Genomic DNA, 18,778 nt, shown 5'->3' with positions numbered 1-18,778 from the left:
TTAATAAACAATCGGGTCGATATCATAAGGCGTTTCTTGATATACATAGTAATTGAGCCAGTTAGAGAATAATAAATTGGCATGCGCACGCCACACTGCTGGAGGTGTACGTTCTGGATCATCTTTAGGGAAGTAATGTTTCGGCAAAGCCATCTCCATCCCTCTAGACACATCACGGTCATATTCCCATTTCAAGGATAGAGGATCATATTCGGAATGTCCGGTCACAAATATTTGTTTACCGTCGTTTGTAGCCACTAGATACATACCAGCTTCTTCGGATTCCGCCAGAATTTGCAGATCTGGGTTATTCTCAATATCTTCACGGGAGACATCGGTATGACGAGAGTGTGGTACATGGAATACCTCGTCAAAGCCGCGCAACAATTTAATGTTATTTTGATTAATCGTATGAGGGAAGACGCCAAAACATTTCTCAGGCAATGCCACTTTACGAACACCAAAATGATGATATAAGCCTGCCTGTGCCGCCCAACAAATATGCATGGTTGAAGTCACATTGTCCTTGCTCCATTCAAAAATCTCTTTCAGTTCTTCCCAATACGATACTTCCTCGAACTCCATTTGTTCTACAGGAGCACCTGTAACGATTAAACCATCCAAACGGCGGTGGCTGATCTCGTCAAAGGTTTTGTAAAAGCTCTTCAAATGTTCAGCAGAAGTATTCTTGGAAATATGGGAACGCGGATGCAATAAAGTAACATCAACTTGTAGTGGCGAATTTCCAATTAAACGCAGCAATTGAGTCTCTGTCGTCTCTTTAGTCGGCATGAGGTTCAGAATAGCAATCCGTAGTGGACGGATATCCTGATGGAAAGCCTGACTTTCGTCCATCACAAAAATATTTTCTCCGGATAGTACTTCTTTCGCCGGTAAACTGTCGGGAATTTTAATTGGCATTGTCTTTCCACTCCTTAGCTGAATTTAGTTATTTTGCCGCACTGCGGCTTGCTGAACATAAAAAGACCTTCCTCGGAAATCGAGAAAGGTCATATCTACAGTCATATGCGCCTCTCTCATCTGCCAGAATGTTCCTGAAGACGATTAGACGTCTGCAGAAATTCCGCAAGAATTAGCACCGTGCGTTTACACGCCGGTTGCCGGGTTTCATAGGGCTAGTCCCTCCACCTGCTCTTGATAAGATTTAGCTGTATTCAATTAAATTACTTTAAAATTCACTTTAAATCATGAACCTCCTTTTCGTCAAGTCCATACAATGCTGAAGAAGCCTCAAAATCACAATAAATTTGCTTGAAAGAGGCATACTCCGTTGTTATACTAGACAAGTATTTCATACCTGAACGAAAAGAAGAGGTGAGAAGAAGGATGGAAGGCGACCCGAGCTCGCAAATATGTGTACAGAATGAGCAACCACACAGGATAATCATCAGCTTGCCGGCGGCGGGAGCAGTTCTTCTTCATGCCCTCGAAACTTCATTTGGCCCTATGTATTGATTGTACCGCCGGCCAAGCTGATTTTTTTCTCTGTGCTTAATTTAGCAGTCCCTAGTGAAGACCTGGGGATAGGAGGAGTGAAATCAGATGAAAATCCGGCTGGTAAATGCAGGGGTTTTTACACCTATTGATGAAATTGATGAAACACTAACACCCCCAACGGAAGGGTTCTATTGGATTGACGCCGATGTTGAGGATTTGGAGCTGCTTCAGCCCTTGTTCAACCTACATGATCTTGCTGTTGAGGATTGCCTTAGCGAAGAGGATCAGCGTCCAAAGATCGAAATATACGAAAGTCACTACTTTATTGTTGTAAATAGCATTCGCTTTGACGATGAAGAAATTTTCCTACGGGCACTCAATGTATTCCTTGGAAGACATTACATCATCACTGTCACGAAACAAAAGATCAATGAACTACGAATCCTGAAGCCTATGCTCTGGGAGCAAGAAGTAAGTGAACCGGATATGTTCCTTTACTTGCTAATTGACCTTGTCGTTGATAACTATTTCTCCGTCGGCGACCGAATTGAAGCTCGGATTGAGAAGCTGGAAGAAGATATCCTCATGCATACCAAGAAGTCACATCTCAGTGAAATTATCGGTCTGCGAAGTGAAATTCTATGGTTGAAGAAAATGCTGGGGCCACAAAAAGAAGTGATCAATACCCTAAATAAAAAAGACCTCCGTCTGATTGATGATCAGCTGCAGAAATATTTTAGCGACATTTATGAAAATGCGGTTAAAATATCTGAAACCTTTGAGACGTATCGCGATCTCATGGGCAACTTACGAGAGGCATACCAATCCAGTATCGCCAACCGCGCGAATGAAATTATGAGAGTCTTTACTGCGATCACAACAATATTCATGCCCCTGACCGTAATTACCGGAATCTACGGTATGAACTTTGATCATATGCCCGAGCTTCATACGAAATATGGCTATTATGGCGTTATAGGCGTCATGTTGACTTTAGGCTGTGGGATGCTCTATGTTTTCCGCAAGAAGGAATGGCTATGAAACGAACCGGACGAATAAGCAAGACGAAGGCCCTGTAACCGTAAGGTATAAGGAAGCCTTCGTCTTTTTGGTATGCGCAAATTTAAAAGCTGGTCGCCATGCCCACTTTATGCGTCTGCTCTCGACGGAAACGGATGCGTATCAATCGCAGACGCTCATAATAAATATCCAATCCTTCAGCAGCGGAAAAATCGTCACCATACACCTTATGTAACACCGGTTTTAGGAAAAGATCCCCGAGCTCCACATAGGCATTCCATATCGCATCCTGCTCACTCTGCGGCATATTGCCAAGCTCTACATGGATCAGCTTCTCGACAGAATAACCTTCTCTTTCTAGCTCCTCTACCGCTTCAATCAGTTCACGCCGGTTCACTCCACTATTCACCTTAAGCTGTTCCAAGCCCAACCCATTCTCGATCCCCTGTAGCAAAATCCTCCGCAAGCGCAGTCGTTCTAGCTGCTTCTTATATTTGACTTCTTTCTGTTTATAAAGCCAAGATACGAAAGACTCCTCTTCAATTACTTCATGCACCCAATTTAGAGGGAAGGAATGTTCCCTTGCCACCGCAGTAGTTATAGCCAGCCAATCAGCCCCAAACTGCGCTATCTTGCCTTCTCCCACACCCGGAATTTGCATCAGTTCCTCTGGCGTATGCGGTAGAAATGTACTTAACAAGCGCAACAGACGATTACTGGCGAGAATATAGGGCGCCTTCCGTTCACTCGAAGCCTTACCACGGCGCCAAGCACATAACTCTTCATAAATGGCTTCATTCCCATAATGTTCGCTGTAATATTGAAGCTTCAGCTGCTCCTGATTACGTCCAGTAAGACTATCCTCCTCGTGGAATATCCCATCGATTAAGGGTCGATAGCCATCTCCCATCTTCACTGCTAGCTCATGCCTGTATACACAGAGCATCTCATTCCATGAACCACCTTCATACCACAAATTCTCAATGTAATTCTCCCCACCTGAAAAATCACGCCAGCCCAAACTCCAGATCCCCTCTTCCTCTCCAATCCACAACTGGGCGTACACCTCTTGATCCACTCCAGATATTCTGGATAAACGGTTCATAAACACAATTTGCATATTCATCCCTACCTTTCTCAACATTACAGCAAGCACAATAACCTTCCGGGAAGAGCCTCCTTCGGAGCGAACAAATCCTTTCTCAATCAGACCCCGAACGCAAAAAAGCACCTCTCTCACGATAAACGCGAAAGAGGTGCTCCCTCATTAAATGCTATACTGTTAGATCCTAGAATACCATATATTACCGAACAGTCAATGTCTTTTTATACTAGTTTCTAGCTAGAGCTAATGTAGCCAATCCAATCGCTCCAGCAAGCCCTGCATTGTCTCCAAGACCTGGTGAGACAACATAATTATCGATGTCGACATTAAGCGATGGATGTTGAACATATCCGCTCAATAACTCTTGCAGCTTAGTGCGAATCAACGGGAATAGGTGGCTTTGCTTCATAACACCACCGCCCATTACGATTTTTTGAGGAGACAGAATCAGCACATAGTTCATGAGTGCATGTGCAAGATAGTGAGCTTCCATTTCCCATGCCGGATGGTCCACTGGTAGCTCTCCTGCCGGTTGTCCCCAGCGTTTGCCGATCCCCGGACCTGCGGCTAATCCTTCAAGACAATCGCCATGATAAGGACAGTAACCCTCAAACGTATCCTCTGGATGTCTACGAACTAGAATATGTCCCATCTCAGGATGTGACAATCCATGGACCATCTGGCCGCCAACAACCGCTCCTGCTCCAATGCCTGTCCCAACCGTAATATAAAGACAGCTGTCCAGACCTTTAGCTGCTCCCCATTTACTCTCCGCAAGCGCTGCACCATTCACATCCGTGTCAAAGCCGATCGGAACGTTAAATTGCTCAGCCATTGTGCCTACCAGATTATATTGTCCCCAGTGAGGTTTTGGTGTCGTTGTTATGTAACCATAAGTAGGGCTGTCCAGTACGGGATCAATTGGTCCAAAAGATCCGATTCCGAATGCTTCTACATTTTTCTCTTTAAAATAGTCTATTACTAGTCCCATCGTTTCTTCCGGTGTTGTTGTCGGAAAGCTAACTCGGTCAACAATGGTACCGTCCTCATAACCAATCCCACATACAAACTTTGTTCCGCCTGCTTCAATCGCTCCCAATAGCTTCACAGCAATTATCTCCCTTTCTCTAGTTAGAAGTTGAAACGCTACCCATACACAAATGAATAATATCATAAAAAAAAGCAATCACCAGCCCTAATTATACGTCGAATGAAGCGCTATCACAACAAGTATAAACGCCTTTTGCTTCCTTATAAGGACGCAAAAGGCGTTTAAGAGAGAAAGATAAGGATAATGTTTAGTGTGAAACTTATACGTTCTTATAGTTAAACAAAACACCCTCCATGCATCTTTGCATGAAGGATGTCTTCTTTAACCCAAATCGCCTAACTCAATCTGTACAATTCCTCGTTCGTCCTGCACCTCAGCAATCAAATGCATCAAGCTGCCGAACTCTAGCTCCTGAAATTTGCGCGCAGCTGTTTCCCGCTGTAGTTGCCACAAGGCTTCCGTCAGCTCGCAGACCACTGGTACATCGCAACGGATTTCCGCTAGCTCTCGCGATAAATGCAGCATATCCAGATCTGCTTCGATTTTGGTACGCACACCTTTAGGGAGCAGATGCAGATTCTCAATTACACCTTCAACTGTTCCGTATTCGGTCAGCAGTTTCAGCGCAGTCTTCTCACCAATCCCTTTTACGCCGGGATAATTATCACTGGTATCGCCCATAAAGCCTTTCAGGTCAATCACTTGTCTAGGGGTTAGCCCCTTTTCCTCCAGCAATTCTGCAAGGTCATACACTTTATAGTTAGAGCGTCCCTTTTTCATAATGACGACCTTAACATTCTCATCAATGAGCTGAAGCATATCATGGTCACCCGTCAAAATATATACCTCAGAGTTTTCACTGTAACAAGAAGCCAGCGTACCAATGCAATCATCCGCTTCATAGCCTGCAAGTCCAATATTCGGCACCCCAAGCTCAGCTACTACATCTTTTACTAGATCGAACTGTGGAATCAGCTCTAACGGGGCTTCAATCCGATTCGATTTGTATCCATCGTATTTCTCGGTGCGGAACGTTCCTTTGCCCATATCCCAGCAGCATACGACGTGAGAAGGCTCAAATGTGCTTACCGCATCGAAAAAATACTGCAAAAAACCATACACCGCATTCGTCGGCAATCCAGCTTTTGTCTTGCGAATATATCCTCCATAAGAGGTCGCATAAAAGGCCCGGAACAGCAGAGCCATTCCATCTACAAGCATTACACGGCCCGTTGTTTCTGCTCTCATGTATAAACCTCTCCTTGTGAATGCATTTAGCTTCTAGGAGTATTCTATCAGAAAACCTGCAATCTTATAAGAGCGTATGAAGTTTCTCCATTATCCAATCCCTGGAATACATTTGCATTACAAGAGTTTACCGCTACCCCCCCGCATTATTGTAAAGATTCCTTCCGACGCCATAAGATCTTCAAAATCCCTTGCTGTTAAAGGTCTGCTGAACAAGTACCCCTGAACCTCATCGCATTGATAGCCTGAAAGAATCTCAAACTCTCTCATATGCTCAACACCTTCAGCAATGACCTTCATCTTCAGACTATGCGCCAATAGTATCAAAAAAGAGACGATCGCCTGATCATACTTGTCGCTTACAATTTCACGAATGAACAACCGGTCAATCTTGAGTGTCTGAATAGGGAAGTACTTAAAGTAGCTGATTGAGGTCTGTCCTGTACCAAAATCATCTATTGCGATGCTTACACCTGTGTCTCTGATTTGTCGTAATCTTGAAATCATGGTCTCCGTATGCGCAAGAAATACACTTTCTGTAATTTCTAGCTCCAGCCTTCGGGGATCTATGCCGGTTTCCTGTATAATTCCGGAAAGAATACCCAGAATGTTATCTTCCAGCAATTGCTTCACAGACAGATTTACTGAAATGCGGATCGCTGAAGTTAAATGATTTTCCCACTTTTTAATCTGCTCACAGGCTGAGCGGAGTACCCATTCACCAACCTGAGAGATCATGCCTGACTCCTCCAGCATAGGAATAAAAATTTCAGGAGAGATCCTTCCGAATTCGGGATGATCCCAGCGCAACAGAACCTCAGTTCCAACTATTTTCCGCGTCCGCACATTAATCTGGGGCTGATAGACGAGTAGGAATTCTTCATTGGCCAATGCTTTGCGAAGATCCTTCTCAAGCAGCGGCAGACGTTCTTCCGCTACTTGAACCAAAGGATCAGAGGTCCTATAGTAGTCTTGACCTGCCAGACTCACCGCGCATTTTTCAACCCTGCATCTTCCACCCTCAAGCCATTCCTGCCATCGTTCAGCGTTCATTCGTCTGTCTGGAAATCCAGCCAGTTCTGCAAAGTACCCGAATAACTGAAATATTCCGAATATGCCATAACCCGTTTCTCTGGGTGTTATTCGAATATTTCGCTTTGTATGTAAGAATACCCTATATATAAATGCACCTAAATAAATACTTATTAAAATTCCAAGTGAAATAACCATTTCCAGTATCGAAACTTGCATTTTATTCACCTTAATTCTTATAAATCTTGAATTCGTTTATTTTGTCGTGCAATTCCTCAGCCATGTAGGACAATGAGGTACAAGCTACCGAGATTTCCTCCATAGATGCGAGTTGTTCTTCGGTTGCAGCCGCAATATTCTGTGTGCTGGCGGCAGATGTTTGAGCAGCCACATTTATTTGTTCAACCGAATGAAACACCTGATCCGACCCCAAAGCCAGATCCCGAATTTCAAAAGAGATTGCCTGAATCTGATCAGCCGCCTTGCCCACAGACTCCTCTATTTGAGCAAATGACTGGCCTGCCGAATTAACCGTTTCTATACCGCTTGAGACCTCATTGGCCGTCCGTTCCATGGACTGTACAGCTTTGCCCGTCTCCGACTGGATGTTGCTGATTAGAGCGGATATTTTTTGGGCTGCGCCTGTTGATTGTTCTGCCAGCTTGCGGACCTCATGCGCAACGACGGCAAACCCTCTGCCCTGATCACCAGCCCTTGCCGCTTCAATGGCCGCATTCAGGGCAAGCAGATTGGTTTGTGCTGCAATGTCTGTGATGGCGTCAACAATCTGACCAATCTCTTCGGACTGCTGTTCCAATCCATGGATAATGCGGCTTAAATCCTCGATCGCCTCATGAATTGAACTCATTTGGTTTACAGCGGTAACAATTGCTTCATTTCCTTCCATAGATTTGTTCGAGGCCTGTTCAGCTGACTCGGACATCGTCTGTGCGTTCTGTTCCATATGCTGAACGCTGTCTCTCATCTGTCTCAGTGTTTTGACTGTTTCCTCAACTACCTGAACCTGGTGGTCCGAGCCTCCAGCAACCTCCTCGACGTTTTCTGCAATATTCTCGCTGGCCGTGCTTGTCTGCTCTGCATTTGCTGTAAGTTCAACCGAGAATGCCGCAACCTGCTGTGAGGTCTCGGCAATCCGGCCGAACAAATCTCTTAACACCTGCAGCATGGCATTGAGAGATTGAGCTAACTGTCCGAGTTCATCCTTGGAACGGTAATGAACCTCGCCACTGAAATCCCCTTGCTCCATCTCTCTCATCTGCTTCTGAACGAGTTGAATCGGCTTTACAATCATGCGAATAATCACGATTCCGATTACGTTACTCACAATGATAGCAATTACAAATATGATAATCGTTAACATAGTACCTTGTTTGGCTTGCTTGTTGGTCGATTCATTGATTGCGTCCGCACCAGCAATGAGATCGTCTTTTAGCTTCACGCCTAAAGAGGTAATTGTATCTCTGGCTTCTACAACATTTTTTTTATAGTAATCGTAAGCTTCCTCATTGCGGTTGAGAGCTCCTATATCAAGTACAGCCTGCATTCCTTCTATATAGGAAGAGAATTGTGCCTGGATCTCTCTCACGATTTTTTTCTCCTCCGCATCAATTCCCGATGTGAGCAGTCTGTTCAGAAGTTGAATGTTTTCTTCCTTCAAATCTCCAAATCTATTCAGCAAGTCTTCTCCCTCCTGCGCCGATGTTTCCTGCATCATCTGGAACATAGTGGACTCCAGCTCCCGGTTGTTGCTACGGTATATCAGAAAATCAGCTTCAGGCATCATTCGGTCATAATACATATCGTGAGAATTATTATTCATTTGTGTCAACGCAGAATATCCAATTGCACTTTGGCCTCCAAAGGCAATAATAAACACTCCTATCAACAGAAACAGTTTTGTTGCTACTTTTAGATTACGCATTCTAATGCCCCCTTTTTCACCATATAACATCTCCTATTTATGATAAAAGAAGGGTGTTAAAACAATTACAACATAAGTATGTATAATCTATGTTTTTTCTTCATAATCTTCAAATTTCTATGGAGAAAACTTATAACCTATTCCCCACACGGTTTTTATATACCTCGGATTTTTCGGATCTGCTTCAATTTTGTTTCTGAGCTTCATAACATGTACATCAATGGAACGCTCATTCACTAAAGTATGAATTCCACGCAAATAAATAATCAGCTCCTCACGAGAGAACACCCGCTCCGGATGATTATATAGGAGTTTCATAATTTCAAATTCGGTAAAGGTTGTCTCCACCCTTCTTCCCTGAACTTTGATTGTGCGGAACTCATGTTCAATAATAATCCCTTCATTTTTCGTTCTGTATTCGCCGATACTGCCGCGATCTTCTTGCCTGCGGGAACCTTGTCTTGTTCTGCGTACAATGGCGTTCATCCTCGCCAATAGCTCCTTCATGCTGAAGGGTTTGCACAAATAGTCATCAGCTCCGGCATTCAACGCTTCTACACGGCAAAGAACATCCGTATTCATAGAGATGATAACAATCGGCACCAAGGAATCTTTGCGCAGCTCCCTGCAGACTTCCATACCATTTAGATCCGGCAACATTAAATCAATAATTACAATATCCGGCTGTGAATTTTCAACCAGGGTAAGCCCTCTGGATCCGGTATCCACTCTGTCAACGATGTTACCTTCCTCCGTAAGGTACATCTTTATCATATCGCCGATAATACTGTCATCTTCAATTAGAATAACCTTCATATTGAAATCCTCTCAAAATAATGTACAACTGTGTTCCCGTCCAAAAAATAATGCAAAGTAAAAATGATCCATTTCAGCTCCCGTTCCAAATGATACATTTCAATCTGAACATCTGCACCTTGTTCCAGAGCCGTTTCAAGATTCTCCGCAGCTGCCAGCAGACGGTCAGCACTTATGTTGCCAGCCACGCCCTTTAGGGTATGGAGCATTCTTAGAGTGTATAAGAAATCCTGTCGGGCCAAGGCGTCGCGCAGTTGTTCAGCAAAATGTCTGTATTCGTTCAAGAACATGATAAACATATGACGCATGATATGTTCTTTTCCGCCAACTCTTTGCAGAATAACCTGAAAATCAATTCCCCTGAGTCGCCTCCACCCCTTTGCTAAACACTCTTCGTCTCCAAGTGACTTTTCATAGTCGTGTAAATCTTGTTGTCTATTCAATAAAAAAATTAGATCACCAATCTGAAACGGCTTCGTTAACACTCCATTCATCCCAATACGACAATACTCTTCATGCTCTTCCTTTACAGTATTTGCGGTTAAGGCAATGATTAGTAAATCATTAAACCGGCGGTCCTGCCGCAGCTTTTTCGTTACCTCCACACCATCAAACTCAGGCATATGGATGTCCAATATGAGCAAATCCCACCGGCCTTGATCCAGCAAACGAAACACCTCCTTACCATCATTGGCTACTGTAACGTTAAAGCCATAGGATTTCAGAATCTCGGTGACCACAAGCTGATTAATTTCATTATCTTCAGCCAGTATAATGTTCCACTGGCATTGGGGTATGGCAAAAACCTCAGCATCTGAAATCCCCGAAGGCGAATACGGTTCATTTCGAAAAAGTGAAAGCATGGTCTGGTACAGGCCGTTGCGGCTAACCGGCATCAAAATAATGGCGTCTGGCTGCAGTTCCTCCGGCAATTTCATAATTTCATCCCGAACGGTTGTTATTGAAATAACGACGATACGGACCGGCTGCATAACGAATATCTCCTTGAGCCGGAGCCAATCATTCAGTCCTTCCTGGTCCTCCATGCTTAAATCCGCTATAATCACTTCCACAGGCATGTGGGTAATTGCACTATCCAAATTTCCACAAGCGAGGACAAGAAAGTTCATCGATTCCAGCATAGAGCATAACCCATTTCTAACTGCCCTATTGCTTTCGATGACAAGTACCTTTGTTTGCGAAAATTCAATCATCTCTCCCTGAGGAAGATCATTCAACAGTCTGTACTCTAAGGGAATCTCAAACGAGAATTTGCTGCCCCGCCCAGGCTGACTGCTGATTTCAATATCTCCTTCCATCATCTCCACAAAGTATTTGCAGATCGGAAGTCCTAGCCCCGTCCCTTCACCTTTCTGTCTGGAATGATGTCTGACCTGCATGAAGGGTTCAAACAGATGATTAATTTGATCATTCGTAAGTCCGATCCCCGTATCCTCTACAGAAAATTCCACACGAATAATATCTTCTTCATATCCTACGAGCTCAGCTTTGACATATACATACCCGCTATCAGTAAACTTAATGGCATTGTTAATCATATTGATGAGAATTTGCTCAATTCGCAATGGATCACCATAAACAATTTCCGGAATATCCGCAGAAGTCTCAATAATAAATTTCAGTTTCTTCTGACCTACAAGCACAGCAAGAATATCCGATAATTCCTGCATTAAATGATGAAGGTTAAAATCAACTTTTTGCAGTTCTATTTTCCCCGCCTCAATCTTCGAAAAATCAAGAACATCATTAATAATGCCAAGTAAGGTATGAGAGGAGGAAAGGATTTTGTCCAAATAATCCTTTTGTACCAGAGTCATCTCCTGCCTGGTCAAAAGCTCCGTGAGTCCAATAATGCCGCTAAGAGGCGTGCGTATTTCATGACTCATCCGGGCAAGAAACTCACTTTTGGCCTTATTGGCTTCGTCAGCTGCCATGCTTTTCTTGAGATGAGTAATATCATGAGCAGTACTAACAACCCCAATGACCTCCTGGTTGATATTGTAGTATGGTGAAAAAGTTACATCATACTCGTGTTCTCTCCTGGCTGAGCTGAAGCTGTATTCAAAGCTCTCCATGGTTCTACTGGAGATCACCCGATTGAAGTAATACAGCCAGGCCTCAACATGTCTCCCTGCTGGAAGCTTATCTGTTATCCATGTTCCGACCAAACTTTCGGGCGTCACGCGAAGCGTCTCGGCTACCTTCCTGTTAACAGATGTAATACGCCCCTGCACATCAAACCAGATAATGAAATCTTGTGAGCTTTCCACTAGGGACCGGTATAGTTCCTCGCTTTCCTTAAGCTGCTTCTCCGATAGTTTACGCCCGGATATATCTGTTACAGAGCCAATGACAGAGCCGACAATATGATCATAGAATAAAGGCTTAAGCGTGATGAGAAGAGCATGCTCCCTATATGGCATTTCAAAGGATAACTGTTCCCCCGCCCAGGCCCTTTCTATCTGATTTTGCATGTAAAGCTTTTGTTCTTCTGGAATGATTTCAACCTGGTCAAGGGTTAACCCTACGAGTTCGTTGTAAGAGACTCCCAATTCAGCAAATAATGCACCTCCCGCAATCTTGAATTTGAATTTCTCATCCTTTTTGGTCAATTTATAAATTAATCCGGGCTGAAGGTGAAGAATCTCGAATAAATCATTTTGCATCTCATCGAATCGTTGCTTTAGCTTCTGTGCATCGTACATATAAAATAGCTTTGCAGCGATAAACAATCCGGATACCTCATAGACTGCGAAAAATTCCAGACTAGCGAGTAATGGATGTGAGCTGTCGATAAAATTATTAAACAATATCAACAAAAAATTTGTAGCGGTGACTGAGACTATCCACTGTTTCTTTCGAATATGAGTCACCGATAGATTGCTCACAGTATAAATAATGGAAAACTCTATTACGCCCAGTATCATTGTCATCATTGAGGGCTTGTCCATAAAACGGTAAAGAATGATCAGCACAGCCGTGAGTGCTGAAGCAAAGGGACCGCCAATATATGCCGAAATAAGGATAGGGATGGTACTCAAGTCAGCTATAAAAAAATTATGATAATGAATTTGAAAGACATAGCCTAAAATAACACCTACTAGCCCTTGATAAATCCCTACCTTCCAAGTGTATCCTGTTACACTTCTCAGATTCACATTCACTCTCATCAAAAAATATTCAAAAAGAAAAGTGAAAATGGTTAATAGACAAAAGCTGAGTAATAGATCCCGATTCATCGTTTTACCACCTTATATAATACATAATTGGCTCGATTCTGATAAATTTCAAATAATTATAATTATATGCAAAAAAAAGTCGAACAATATACATCGTTCGACAAAATGCCACATATTCCGATTGCGAGTTATCCAGACAACCTCCCAACTATTCCCTCAAGATCCAAAAGAATAAGCAGCTGATCTTTCATTTGGACAACACCCAGACTATTTCCGCGCATTCCTTGGACATTCTCGTTTGTTGTTTCAATCTTTGCTTGATTGAACCGATGAATTCTTGATGCCGCTTGAACATGAAAAGCAAACTTTTTGGCCTTATTTCTGCAATGATGTATTTGTCCGGCACCTGTCGTTTCTCTCTTCCAGACGAGTATCCTAGACATTTAGCCAAGTCAATAACTGTCATTACTTCTTCTCGAAGCTTTATCAATCCTTGCATGCATGGATGTGTCAATGGAACCGGAGTGATCGGAAGTACGTTAATGACCTCCCTTACATTTTGTACATAAGTCCCATACAGATTATTACCGAGCAGAAACTCAACTATTTCCACCTCAGCAGTATCTTTCAAGGGTAATAATTGGCTGACTGTCATTTTCCCCCCATTCATTCAACATCGTTTTTAATTAACTATATATCTAAAATGTTATGTAACATGTTCAAACGATATTTGATTTGTGTTAGTTAAATTAATATAAAATACATACTCACTTTACATGCAGGGATACTTAAAATAGGAATTGTTAAATTTAAGGAGCCTGCGTACGCGAAAAAACAACGATAATTAAATTGTATACCCTGTGGAAACCAACAAGATTCTGATCATGGATGCGTTAAAAACTCCTAGTCGAAGCATATCTGAGCCAAGCACGGAATCGACATTACATGGGCCTCGGATCGAAGAATTAGTGATGGGGGCAGAAACTGAAACTAAAATGCATAACGAACAGATCCAGCGGAAGTTGGCAGATTTCTACAAACAATCGGTACTTCAGGAATGGGACTTATTCAAATTAGAGGAAAAACCAAGTACAAACGAGGCTAGGCTTGAAAAAAGATGCAGGAAGGAAAAATTTTGGTTCAGCACGGATCAGCGCATGGCAATTTCATCTCTTTACCAACAGCAGGTATACTGATATGCCTGATATTTAATAATGTGCTGAACAATATCCATTTTTACCGTTGGTACTATTTTGAATTATTATTTCCTCTTGCTCTGTTTTATCCTATCCTGGATAAAACAGAGCAAGAGAAAAAAGGATGAGTCAGCATGATAGGATTTATTCTTCAATCTGCTATTGGGTTAACTACCCAACATCGCTGCAATCATCGATTGGATTAGACTCTGAAATCAGGCATTGCTCCAGAATTCGCCGTATTGCTCTTCTTTAAAGCCTACCGTAACTTTAACACCATCAGTGACAATCGGACGTTTATTTAGCATACCATGGCTCGCGAGCAGCTCAAGCTTCTCCTGCTCACTAAGCTGTGACATTTTGTCCTTAAGACCCAATGCTTTATAGACTTCACCACTTGTATTAAAAAACTTTTTCAGTTCAAGTCCGCTATTGGCCAGCAATTCTCGCAGCTCCTCAACGGTAGGCGGCTGTTCTGCGATGTTTTGAAGCTCAAGCTCATGACCTTGAGCTTGTAGCCATTTTACTGCACTGCGGCAGGTGCTGCATTTTGGATATTGATATACTTTTAGTTTGCTCATGTTGTTCTCCTTTAATGGTAGTGATGAGTGCGCTACGCTGGCAAATTATTCTTCCGATCGCTGTTATCCTCAGATTTCTTGATTTAGTCCGCTTGTTGCGGATGAAATCCGAGGAGAAAGGCGAAACTCCGTTTCTCCAGAACCAATTCACCCTCTCCGCTTAACATCACTAAGATAATTTTTACCTCAAATTCGCTTTCGGGCCTTGCTCCAATACATTCTCCAAGGCCGCCATATCAGGCGGCAAAGGAGCTTCAAAGATCATTTCCTGCAGCAGCACCGGATGCTTGAACGTCAGACGCACCGCGTGCAGTGCTTGACGCGGTATGGAGGCATCTAGTGCTGTAACGGACTCTAACTGTTCACTTTGAGTTAAAGTCAATTCCGGTAGATTATACAGCTCATGACGATACATGCTGTCACCAATCAAAGGACAGCCGATAGAGGTCATATGGACCCGAATCTGATGAGTACGACCACTCTCCAACTTCAGTTCAACTTTTGAACCTTGTGCGTATACGGTTTTAACCTCATACCGAGTCAGAGAAGGATAACCTTCCGATGTCACGATACGCCGATGCGGCTCCTCAGGATCACGGTCAATAGGTCCGTCGATATCGCCGAAAGGCTCCACAGGAGCCCCATGAACAAATGCAGCATAACGTTTGTCCACTGTACCCGCAATCATCTGCTCAGAAATATGTTGATGGCTATACGGATTCTTGGCGATGACTAACACACCGGAGGTTTCCTGGTCCAGACGATGGACGGGTCGAAAGCGGAAACGTTCATTTTTTTGCGCCCAATAATGAACTACTCCGTTAGCCAGCGTATCAGTGTAATGTCCGTGTGTGGGATGCACGATGATCCCCGCTGCCTTGTTTACTACGAGCAGATGCTCATCTTCAAATAGAATTTCAAAGGGAATCGGCTGCGGTAAAATATCATCCGAAGTCTCTGTTTCCATGCGAATCTGTACAATATCGCCTGCCTTAACATGTACGCTGATATAAACACGTTCTCCATTTAATGTAATCCCTTGTTCTGTTTGCTTAAGGCGTGACAACAATTTACGTGAGACATCCATCCGTTTATGCAGGATTGTCTTCAGCAACCAGCCATCCTCTTCTGGCGGTATAATGTAAGTAATTGGTGAATAATAGCTAGTCATATTAGTCTCGGAACACCTTTTTACTGCGAATGTATTCTACATCAGTAATCCCTGCCCGTGTATTAGCCGTCCTAGCCAGCGCAAAGAAATAATCGGATAACCGGTTCAAATAAATAACCGCTTCCGGATTAATGTCTGCATTTCGTCCAAGTGTAACTGCCCGGCGTTCCGCCCGGCGGCAAACCGTACGGCACACATGTAGAACCGAAGCCAACGGACTGCCCCCAGGGAGGATGAATTTTTCTAGTGGTGGATTCTCTGCTTGAAGCTCATCAATCCAGCCCTCCAACCGTTTAGCCATCTCACTTGTTACCATATATTGACCACCATCACCTAGCTTAATAAAAGCCAGATCGGTTCCGCAATCGAATAGCTCATGCTGAATTTCCAGCAGCTGCTCGCGTACATCATCAAACTGATCGTCCTCCATCAGGCTCCTTGCCTGACCTACAAAGCAATTCAGTTCATCGATCGTTCCGTAAGCTTCAACTCGGACATCGTCCTTACCAACCCGGCCGCCAATCACTGAAGTTTGACCCGCATCACCCGTGCGTGTATAGATCACCATGGCTTACTCCTCCTATCCATTCTTCAAATCACATAATGCTAGTTTAAGCTTTCTTATATAAAAATGGCAAATGAAGAGTATAGGCATATTCTCTCCAAGTGTGACTGCAATGTTGCAATGTGTGAGCTTAAAGGAACAACAAAAAGAGGACCCTAGGGTCCTCTTCAACAGCATGTAGCGACGTTATTTTCCAACTGGACGCCCCTTCATGTATTCATTTATCTTGAGATCCAGTAAACTGCTAATTTCAATCACATTATCTGAAGTGAATGATTTTTCCTGCAAAAAAAGCTGCTCCATTTTGCTACGGAGTATTCGAATTTCATCTTCCAGAGAGAGTATGCGAGCAGAAGCATCACCCTTGGGGGACAGTTTCCCACTTCCAGAAAAACACTGCCCTCCATAGGAAGGTAAGTAATAATCGGCACTAAGCACAATCATCCCTCCTAAAAGTATTATTGAGCGCGTGCCACAAAATGTCATTAAAGTAATAAAAGAAACTTCAAAGCAACGCTTAATTCCAGAGTAAAATACGTCCTTGTTAGTTCTATTATAGGGGTTAATTACTCTCAAAGTAAAATAATACCATAGGATTATAGGATAGGCTATAGTCCAATTTTCTCTATTCCATTCTCTCTCGTTCCAGTTGTGTGACAAAAGCACCAATGCGTTCTATAGCTTCATTCAGTTGAGCTACTGAAGTAGCATAGGAACAGCGTAAGTAACCTTCACCACCTAAACCAAAGACACTCCCAGGTACAGCTGCCACTTTATATTCAAGTAATAATCGTTGTGCAAACTGATCAGATGTCAGTCCTGTCTTGCGCACGCTTGGAAAAGCATAAAATGCACCTTGTGGTTCATGGCACTCCAGTCCCGCATCACGCAAACCCTTAACAATCAGCCTCCGCCGTTGGTTATAAGAATCGACCATTCGATCCTTCTCTTCCATCCCATTGGTCAGTGCCTCAAGTGCAGCCACCTGGCCCATAGAAGGAGCGCACATCACAGTGTACTGGTGAATCTTAAGCATAGCGGAGATCAAATCAGGGTGACCACAAGCATAACCCATTCTCCATCCAGTCATGGCAAAAGCCTTGGAGAAACCGCTGACCAAAATCGTACGGTCCATCATACCTGGCAATGAGGCAAAGCTGACATGATTAATTCCATACGTTAATTCCGCATAGATCTCATCCGAAATTACAATAAGATCGTGCTTCTCTACAACCTTGGCGATCGGCTCCCAATCCTCTCGGGTCATAACACTTCCCGTTGGGTTGCTTGGGTAGCACAGAATTAGAACTTTGGAGCGTGGAGTAATCTTCGCTTCCAAACTCTCTGCAGTAAGTTTAAAGTCATTCTCTCCGATGGTTTCGATACCTACAGGAATACCTCCACCAATAGCCGTTATCGGCGAATAAGAAATATAGCAAGGTTCTGGTATGAGGATCTCATCGCCCGGCGTGATCAAAGCGCGCAGAGCCAGATCGATAGCCTCACTTCCGCCGACCGTTGCTATAATTTGATTGGCAGGATCATACTCCACTGCAAAACGGGTGTGCAAATAGTTCGCAATACCCTCCCTTAGTTCAGGCATTCCTGCGTTGGATGTATAGCCTGTAAATCCTCTTTCCAGCGAATAGACACAAGCTTCTCTGACATGCCACGGGGTCTTGAAATCAGGTTCCCCGACTCCGAGTGATATGATATCCTTGCTCCCTGCAGCCAGATCAAAAAACTTACGAATACCCGAAGGCTGAATTTGCTGTACCAGCGGGGCCAAATAAGAATTCATTGATTTGCTGTCTTCTCCGGTTAGCTGCGTTTTGTTCGTGATCATATGATTACTTCCTTTATGGAGAGATCATCAGACGGTTGTCTTCCTCATGCTCCTCGAAGATGATCCCATCCTGTTTGTATTTTTTAAGGGTAAAATTCGTTTTAGTTGAGAGTACTGAATCAATTGGAGACAGCTTCTCGGATACAAAATTGGCCACTTCACGTAAGTTTCGGCCTTCCACTTCTACCAGAAGATCGTAAGCACCTGACATCAGATAAACGGATTTCACTTGTGGGTACAGGTAGATTCTCTCGGCAATGCCTTCAAATCCGCGACCCCGTTCGGGTGTTATCTGTACCTCAATCAGCGCTGTCACTTTCTCGTCATCGACTTTATCCCAGTTTACAACGGCTGCATACTTAACAATTACATGGTCCTTCTCTAATTGCCCAATCGCCGTCTTTACGTCTTCTTCTTCCTCGCCAAGCAGCGTAGCTAAGAGTGCAGTAGATCTTCTCGCGTCCTCTTTAAGCAGTTCCAGCACTTTCCTCTTTAGTTCGTTCATTTCCTTCATGCCTTCCCTCCGGATAGTTCGCAAATGACGTTG

Annotated in this window: 16 protein-coding genes, 1 pseudogene and 1 riboswitch; of the genes and pseudogenes, 2 read left to right on the top strand and 15 right to left on the bottom strand. The window is 43.5% G+C overall.

The genetic code is table 11. The features are described from left to right. Positions 1–921, bottom strand: a complete 921-nt coding sequence (gene metA / locus MKX41_RS01330; RefSeq protein ID WP_042186211.1) for a homoserine O-acetyltransferase MetA — start codon at positions 919–921, stop codon at positions 1–3. Positions 922–1,034: 113 nt separating this feature from the next. Further along, positions 1,035–1,165, bottom strand: a riboswitch (SAM riboswitch). A 398-nt stretch (positions 1,166–1,563) separates the two neighbouring features. Here metA and corA point away from each other — a divergent pair. Beyond that, positions 1,564–2,499, top strand: a complete 936-nt coding sequence (gene corA, locus MKX41_RS01325) for a magnesium/cobalt transporter CorA (RefSeq protein WP_042125638.1) — start codon at positions 1,564–1,566, stop codon at positions 2,497–2,499. Positions 2,500–2,581: 82 nt separating this feature from the next. On the opposite strand, the gene MKX41_RS01320 is transcribed toward corA, so the two are convergent. The 8 genes and pseudogenes from MKX41_RS01320 to MKX41_RS01285 all read right to left on the bottom strand — a co-directional run bounded on the left by MKX41_RS01320 (position 2,582) and on the right by MKX41_RS01285 (position 13,527). Continuing rightward, positions 2,582–3,598 (bottom strand): HRDC domain-containing protein, encoded by a 1,017-nt coding sequence (locus MKX41_RS01320; RefSeq protein WP_340974788.1) that lies wholly within the window; start codon positions 3,596–3,598, stop codon positions 2,582–2,584. 211 nt (positions 3,599–3,809) lie between these two features. After that, positions 3,810–4,691, bottom strand: a complete 882-nt coding sequence (locus MKX41_RS01315; RefSeq protein ID WP_340968289.1) for an ROK family protein — start codon at positions 4,689–4,691, stop codon at positions 3,810–3,812. A 264-nt stretch (positions 4,692–4,955) separates the two neighbouring features. After that, a complete protein-coding gene (locus tag MKX41_RS01310) occupies positions 4,956–5,882 on the bottom strand; it encodes a 5'-3' exonuclease (protein WP_042186207.1) in 927 nt (308 codons plus the stop codon). Positions 5,883–5,999: 117 nt separating this feature from the next. Further along, positions 6,000–7,133, bottom strand: a complete 1,134-nt coding sequence (locus MKX41_RS01305; RefSeq protein WP_340968287.1) for a putative bifunctional diguanylate cyclase/phosphodiesterase — start codon at positions 7,131–7,133, stop codon at positions 6,000–6,002. A 10-nt stretch (positions 7,134–7,143) separates the two neighbouring features. Then, positions 7,144–8,856 (bottom strand): methyl-accepting chemotaxis protein, encoded by a 1,713-nt coding sequence (locus tag MKX41_RS01300; RefSeq protein WP_340968286.1) that lies wholly within the window; start codon positions 8,854–8,856, stop codon positions 7,144–7,146. Between the two features lie 117 nt (positions 8,857–8,973). Further along, a complete protein-coding gene (locus tag MKX41_RS01295; RefSeq protein WP_340968284.1) occupies positions 8,974–9,672 on the bottom strand; it encodes a response regulator transcription factor in 699 nt (232 codons plus the stop codon). Next, a complete protein-coding gene (locus tag MKX41_RS01290; RefSeq protein ID WP_340968283.1) occupies positions 9,669–12,932 on the bottom strand; it encodes a response regulator in 3,264 nt (1,087 codons plus the stop codon). The genes MKX41_RS01295 and MKX41_RS01290 overlap by 4 nt, the downstream gene beginning before the upstream one ends. 128 nt (positions 12,933–13,060) lie before the next feature. Next, positions 13,061–13,527, bottom strand: a pseudogene (locus MKX41_RS01285) (chemotaxis protein CheW). A gap of 229 nt (positions 13,528–13,756) precedes the next feature. On the opposite strand from MKX41_RS01285, the gene MKX41_RS01280 reads away from it, so the two are divergent. Continuing rightward, positions 13,757–14,068: a hypothetical protein gene (locus tag MKX41_RS01280; protein WP_340968280.1), complete on the top strand. Its 312-nt coding sequence runs from the start codon at positions 13,757–13,759 to the stop codon at positions 14,066–14,068. A 215-nt stretch (positions 14,069–14,283) separates the two neighbouring features. Here the strand turns inward: MKX41_RS01280 and MKX41_RS01275 are convergent, their stop codons facing one another. The 6 genes from MKX41_RS01275 to MKX41_RS01250 form a co-directional block, all read right to left on the bottom strand. Next, a complete protein-coding gene (locus tag MKX41_RS01275) occupies positions 14,284–14,649 on the bottom strand; it encodes an arsenate reductase family protein (protein WP_340968278.1) in 366 nt (121 codons plus the stop codon). Positions 14,650–14,830: 181 nt separating this feature from the next. Further along, the gene (locus MKX41_RS01270) at positions 14,831–15,820 is read right to left on the bottom strand and encodes an RluA family pseudouridine synthase (protein ID WP_340968276.1); all 990 of its coding nucleotides are present in this window, start codon (positions 15,818–15,820) and stop codon (positions 14,831–14,833) included. A gap of 1 nt (position 15,821) precedes the next feature. Then, a complete protein-coding gene (locus MKX41_RS01265; RefSeq protein WP_042186191.1) occupies positions 15,822–16,388 on the bottom strand; it encodes a cob(I)yrinic acid a,c-diamide adenosyltransferase in 567 nt (188 codons plus the stop codon). A gap of 183 nt (positions 16,389–16,571) precedes the next feature. Then, positions 16,572–16,760 carry an aspartyl-phosphate phosphatase Spo0E family protein gene (locus MKX41_RS01260; RefSeq protein ID WP_052404481.1) on the bottom strand — a complete coding sequence of 63 codons (189 nt, stop codon included), beginning with the start codon at positions 16,758–16,760 and terminating at the stop codon, positions 16,572–16,574. Between the two features lie 250 nt (positions 16,761–17,010). Continuing rightward, positions 17,011–18,231 (bottom strand): aminotransferase class I/II-fold pyridoxal phosphate-dependent enzyme, encoded by a 1,221-nt coding sequence (locus MKX41_RS01255; protein ID WP_042186187.1) that lies wholly within the window; start codon positions 18,229–18,231, stop codon positions 17,011–17,013. Positions 18,232–18,244: 13 nt separating this feature from the next. After that, a complete protein-coding gene (locus tag MKX41_RS01250; protein WP_042125589.1) occupies positions 18,245–18,745 on the bottom strand; it encodes an Lrp/AsnC family transcriptional regulator in 501 nt (166 codons plus the stop codon). Positions 18,746–18,778 lie beyond the last annotated feature (33 nt).

The sequence above is a fragment of the Paenibacillus sp. FSL R5-0475 genome (genome assembly GCF_038004585.1).
GTDB lineage: Bacteria > Bacillota > Bacilli > Paenibacillales > Paenibacillaceae > Paenibacillus_AQ.
The sequence above is the reverse complement of the archived record's forward strand: the minus strand, read 5'-3'. Positions and strand labels throughout refer to the sequence as shown.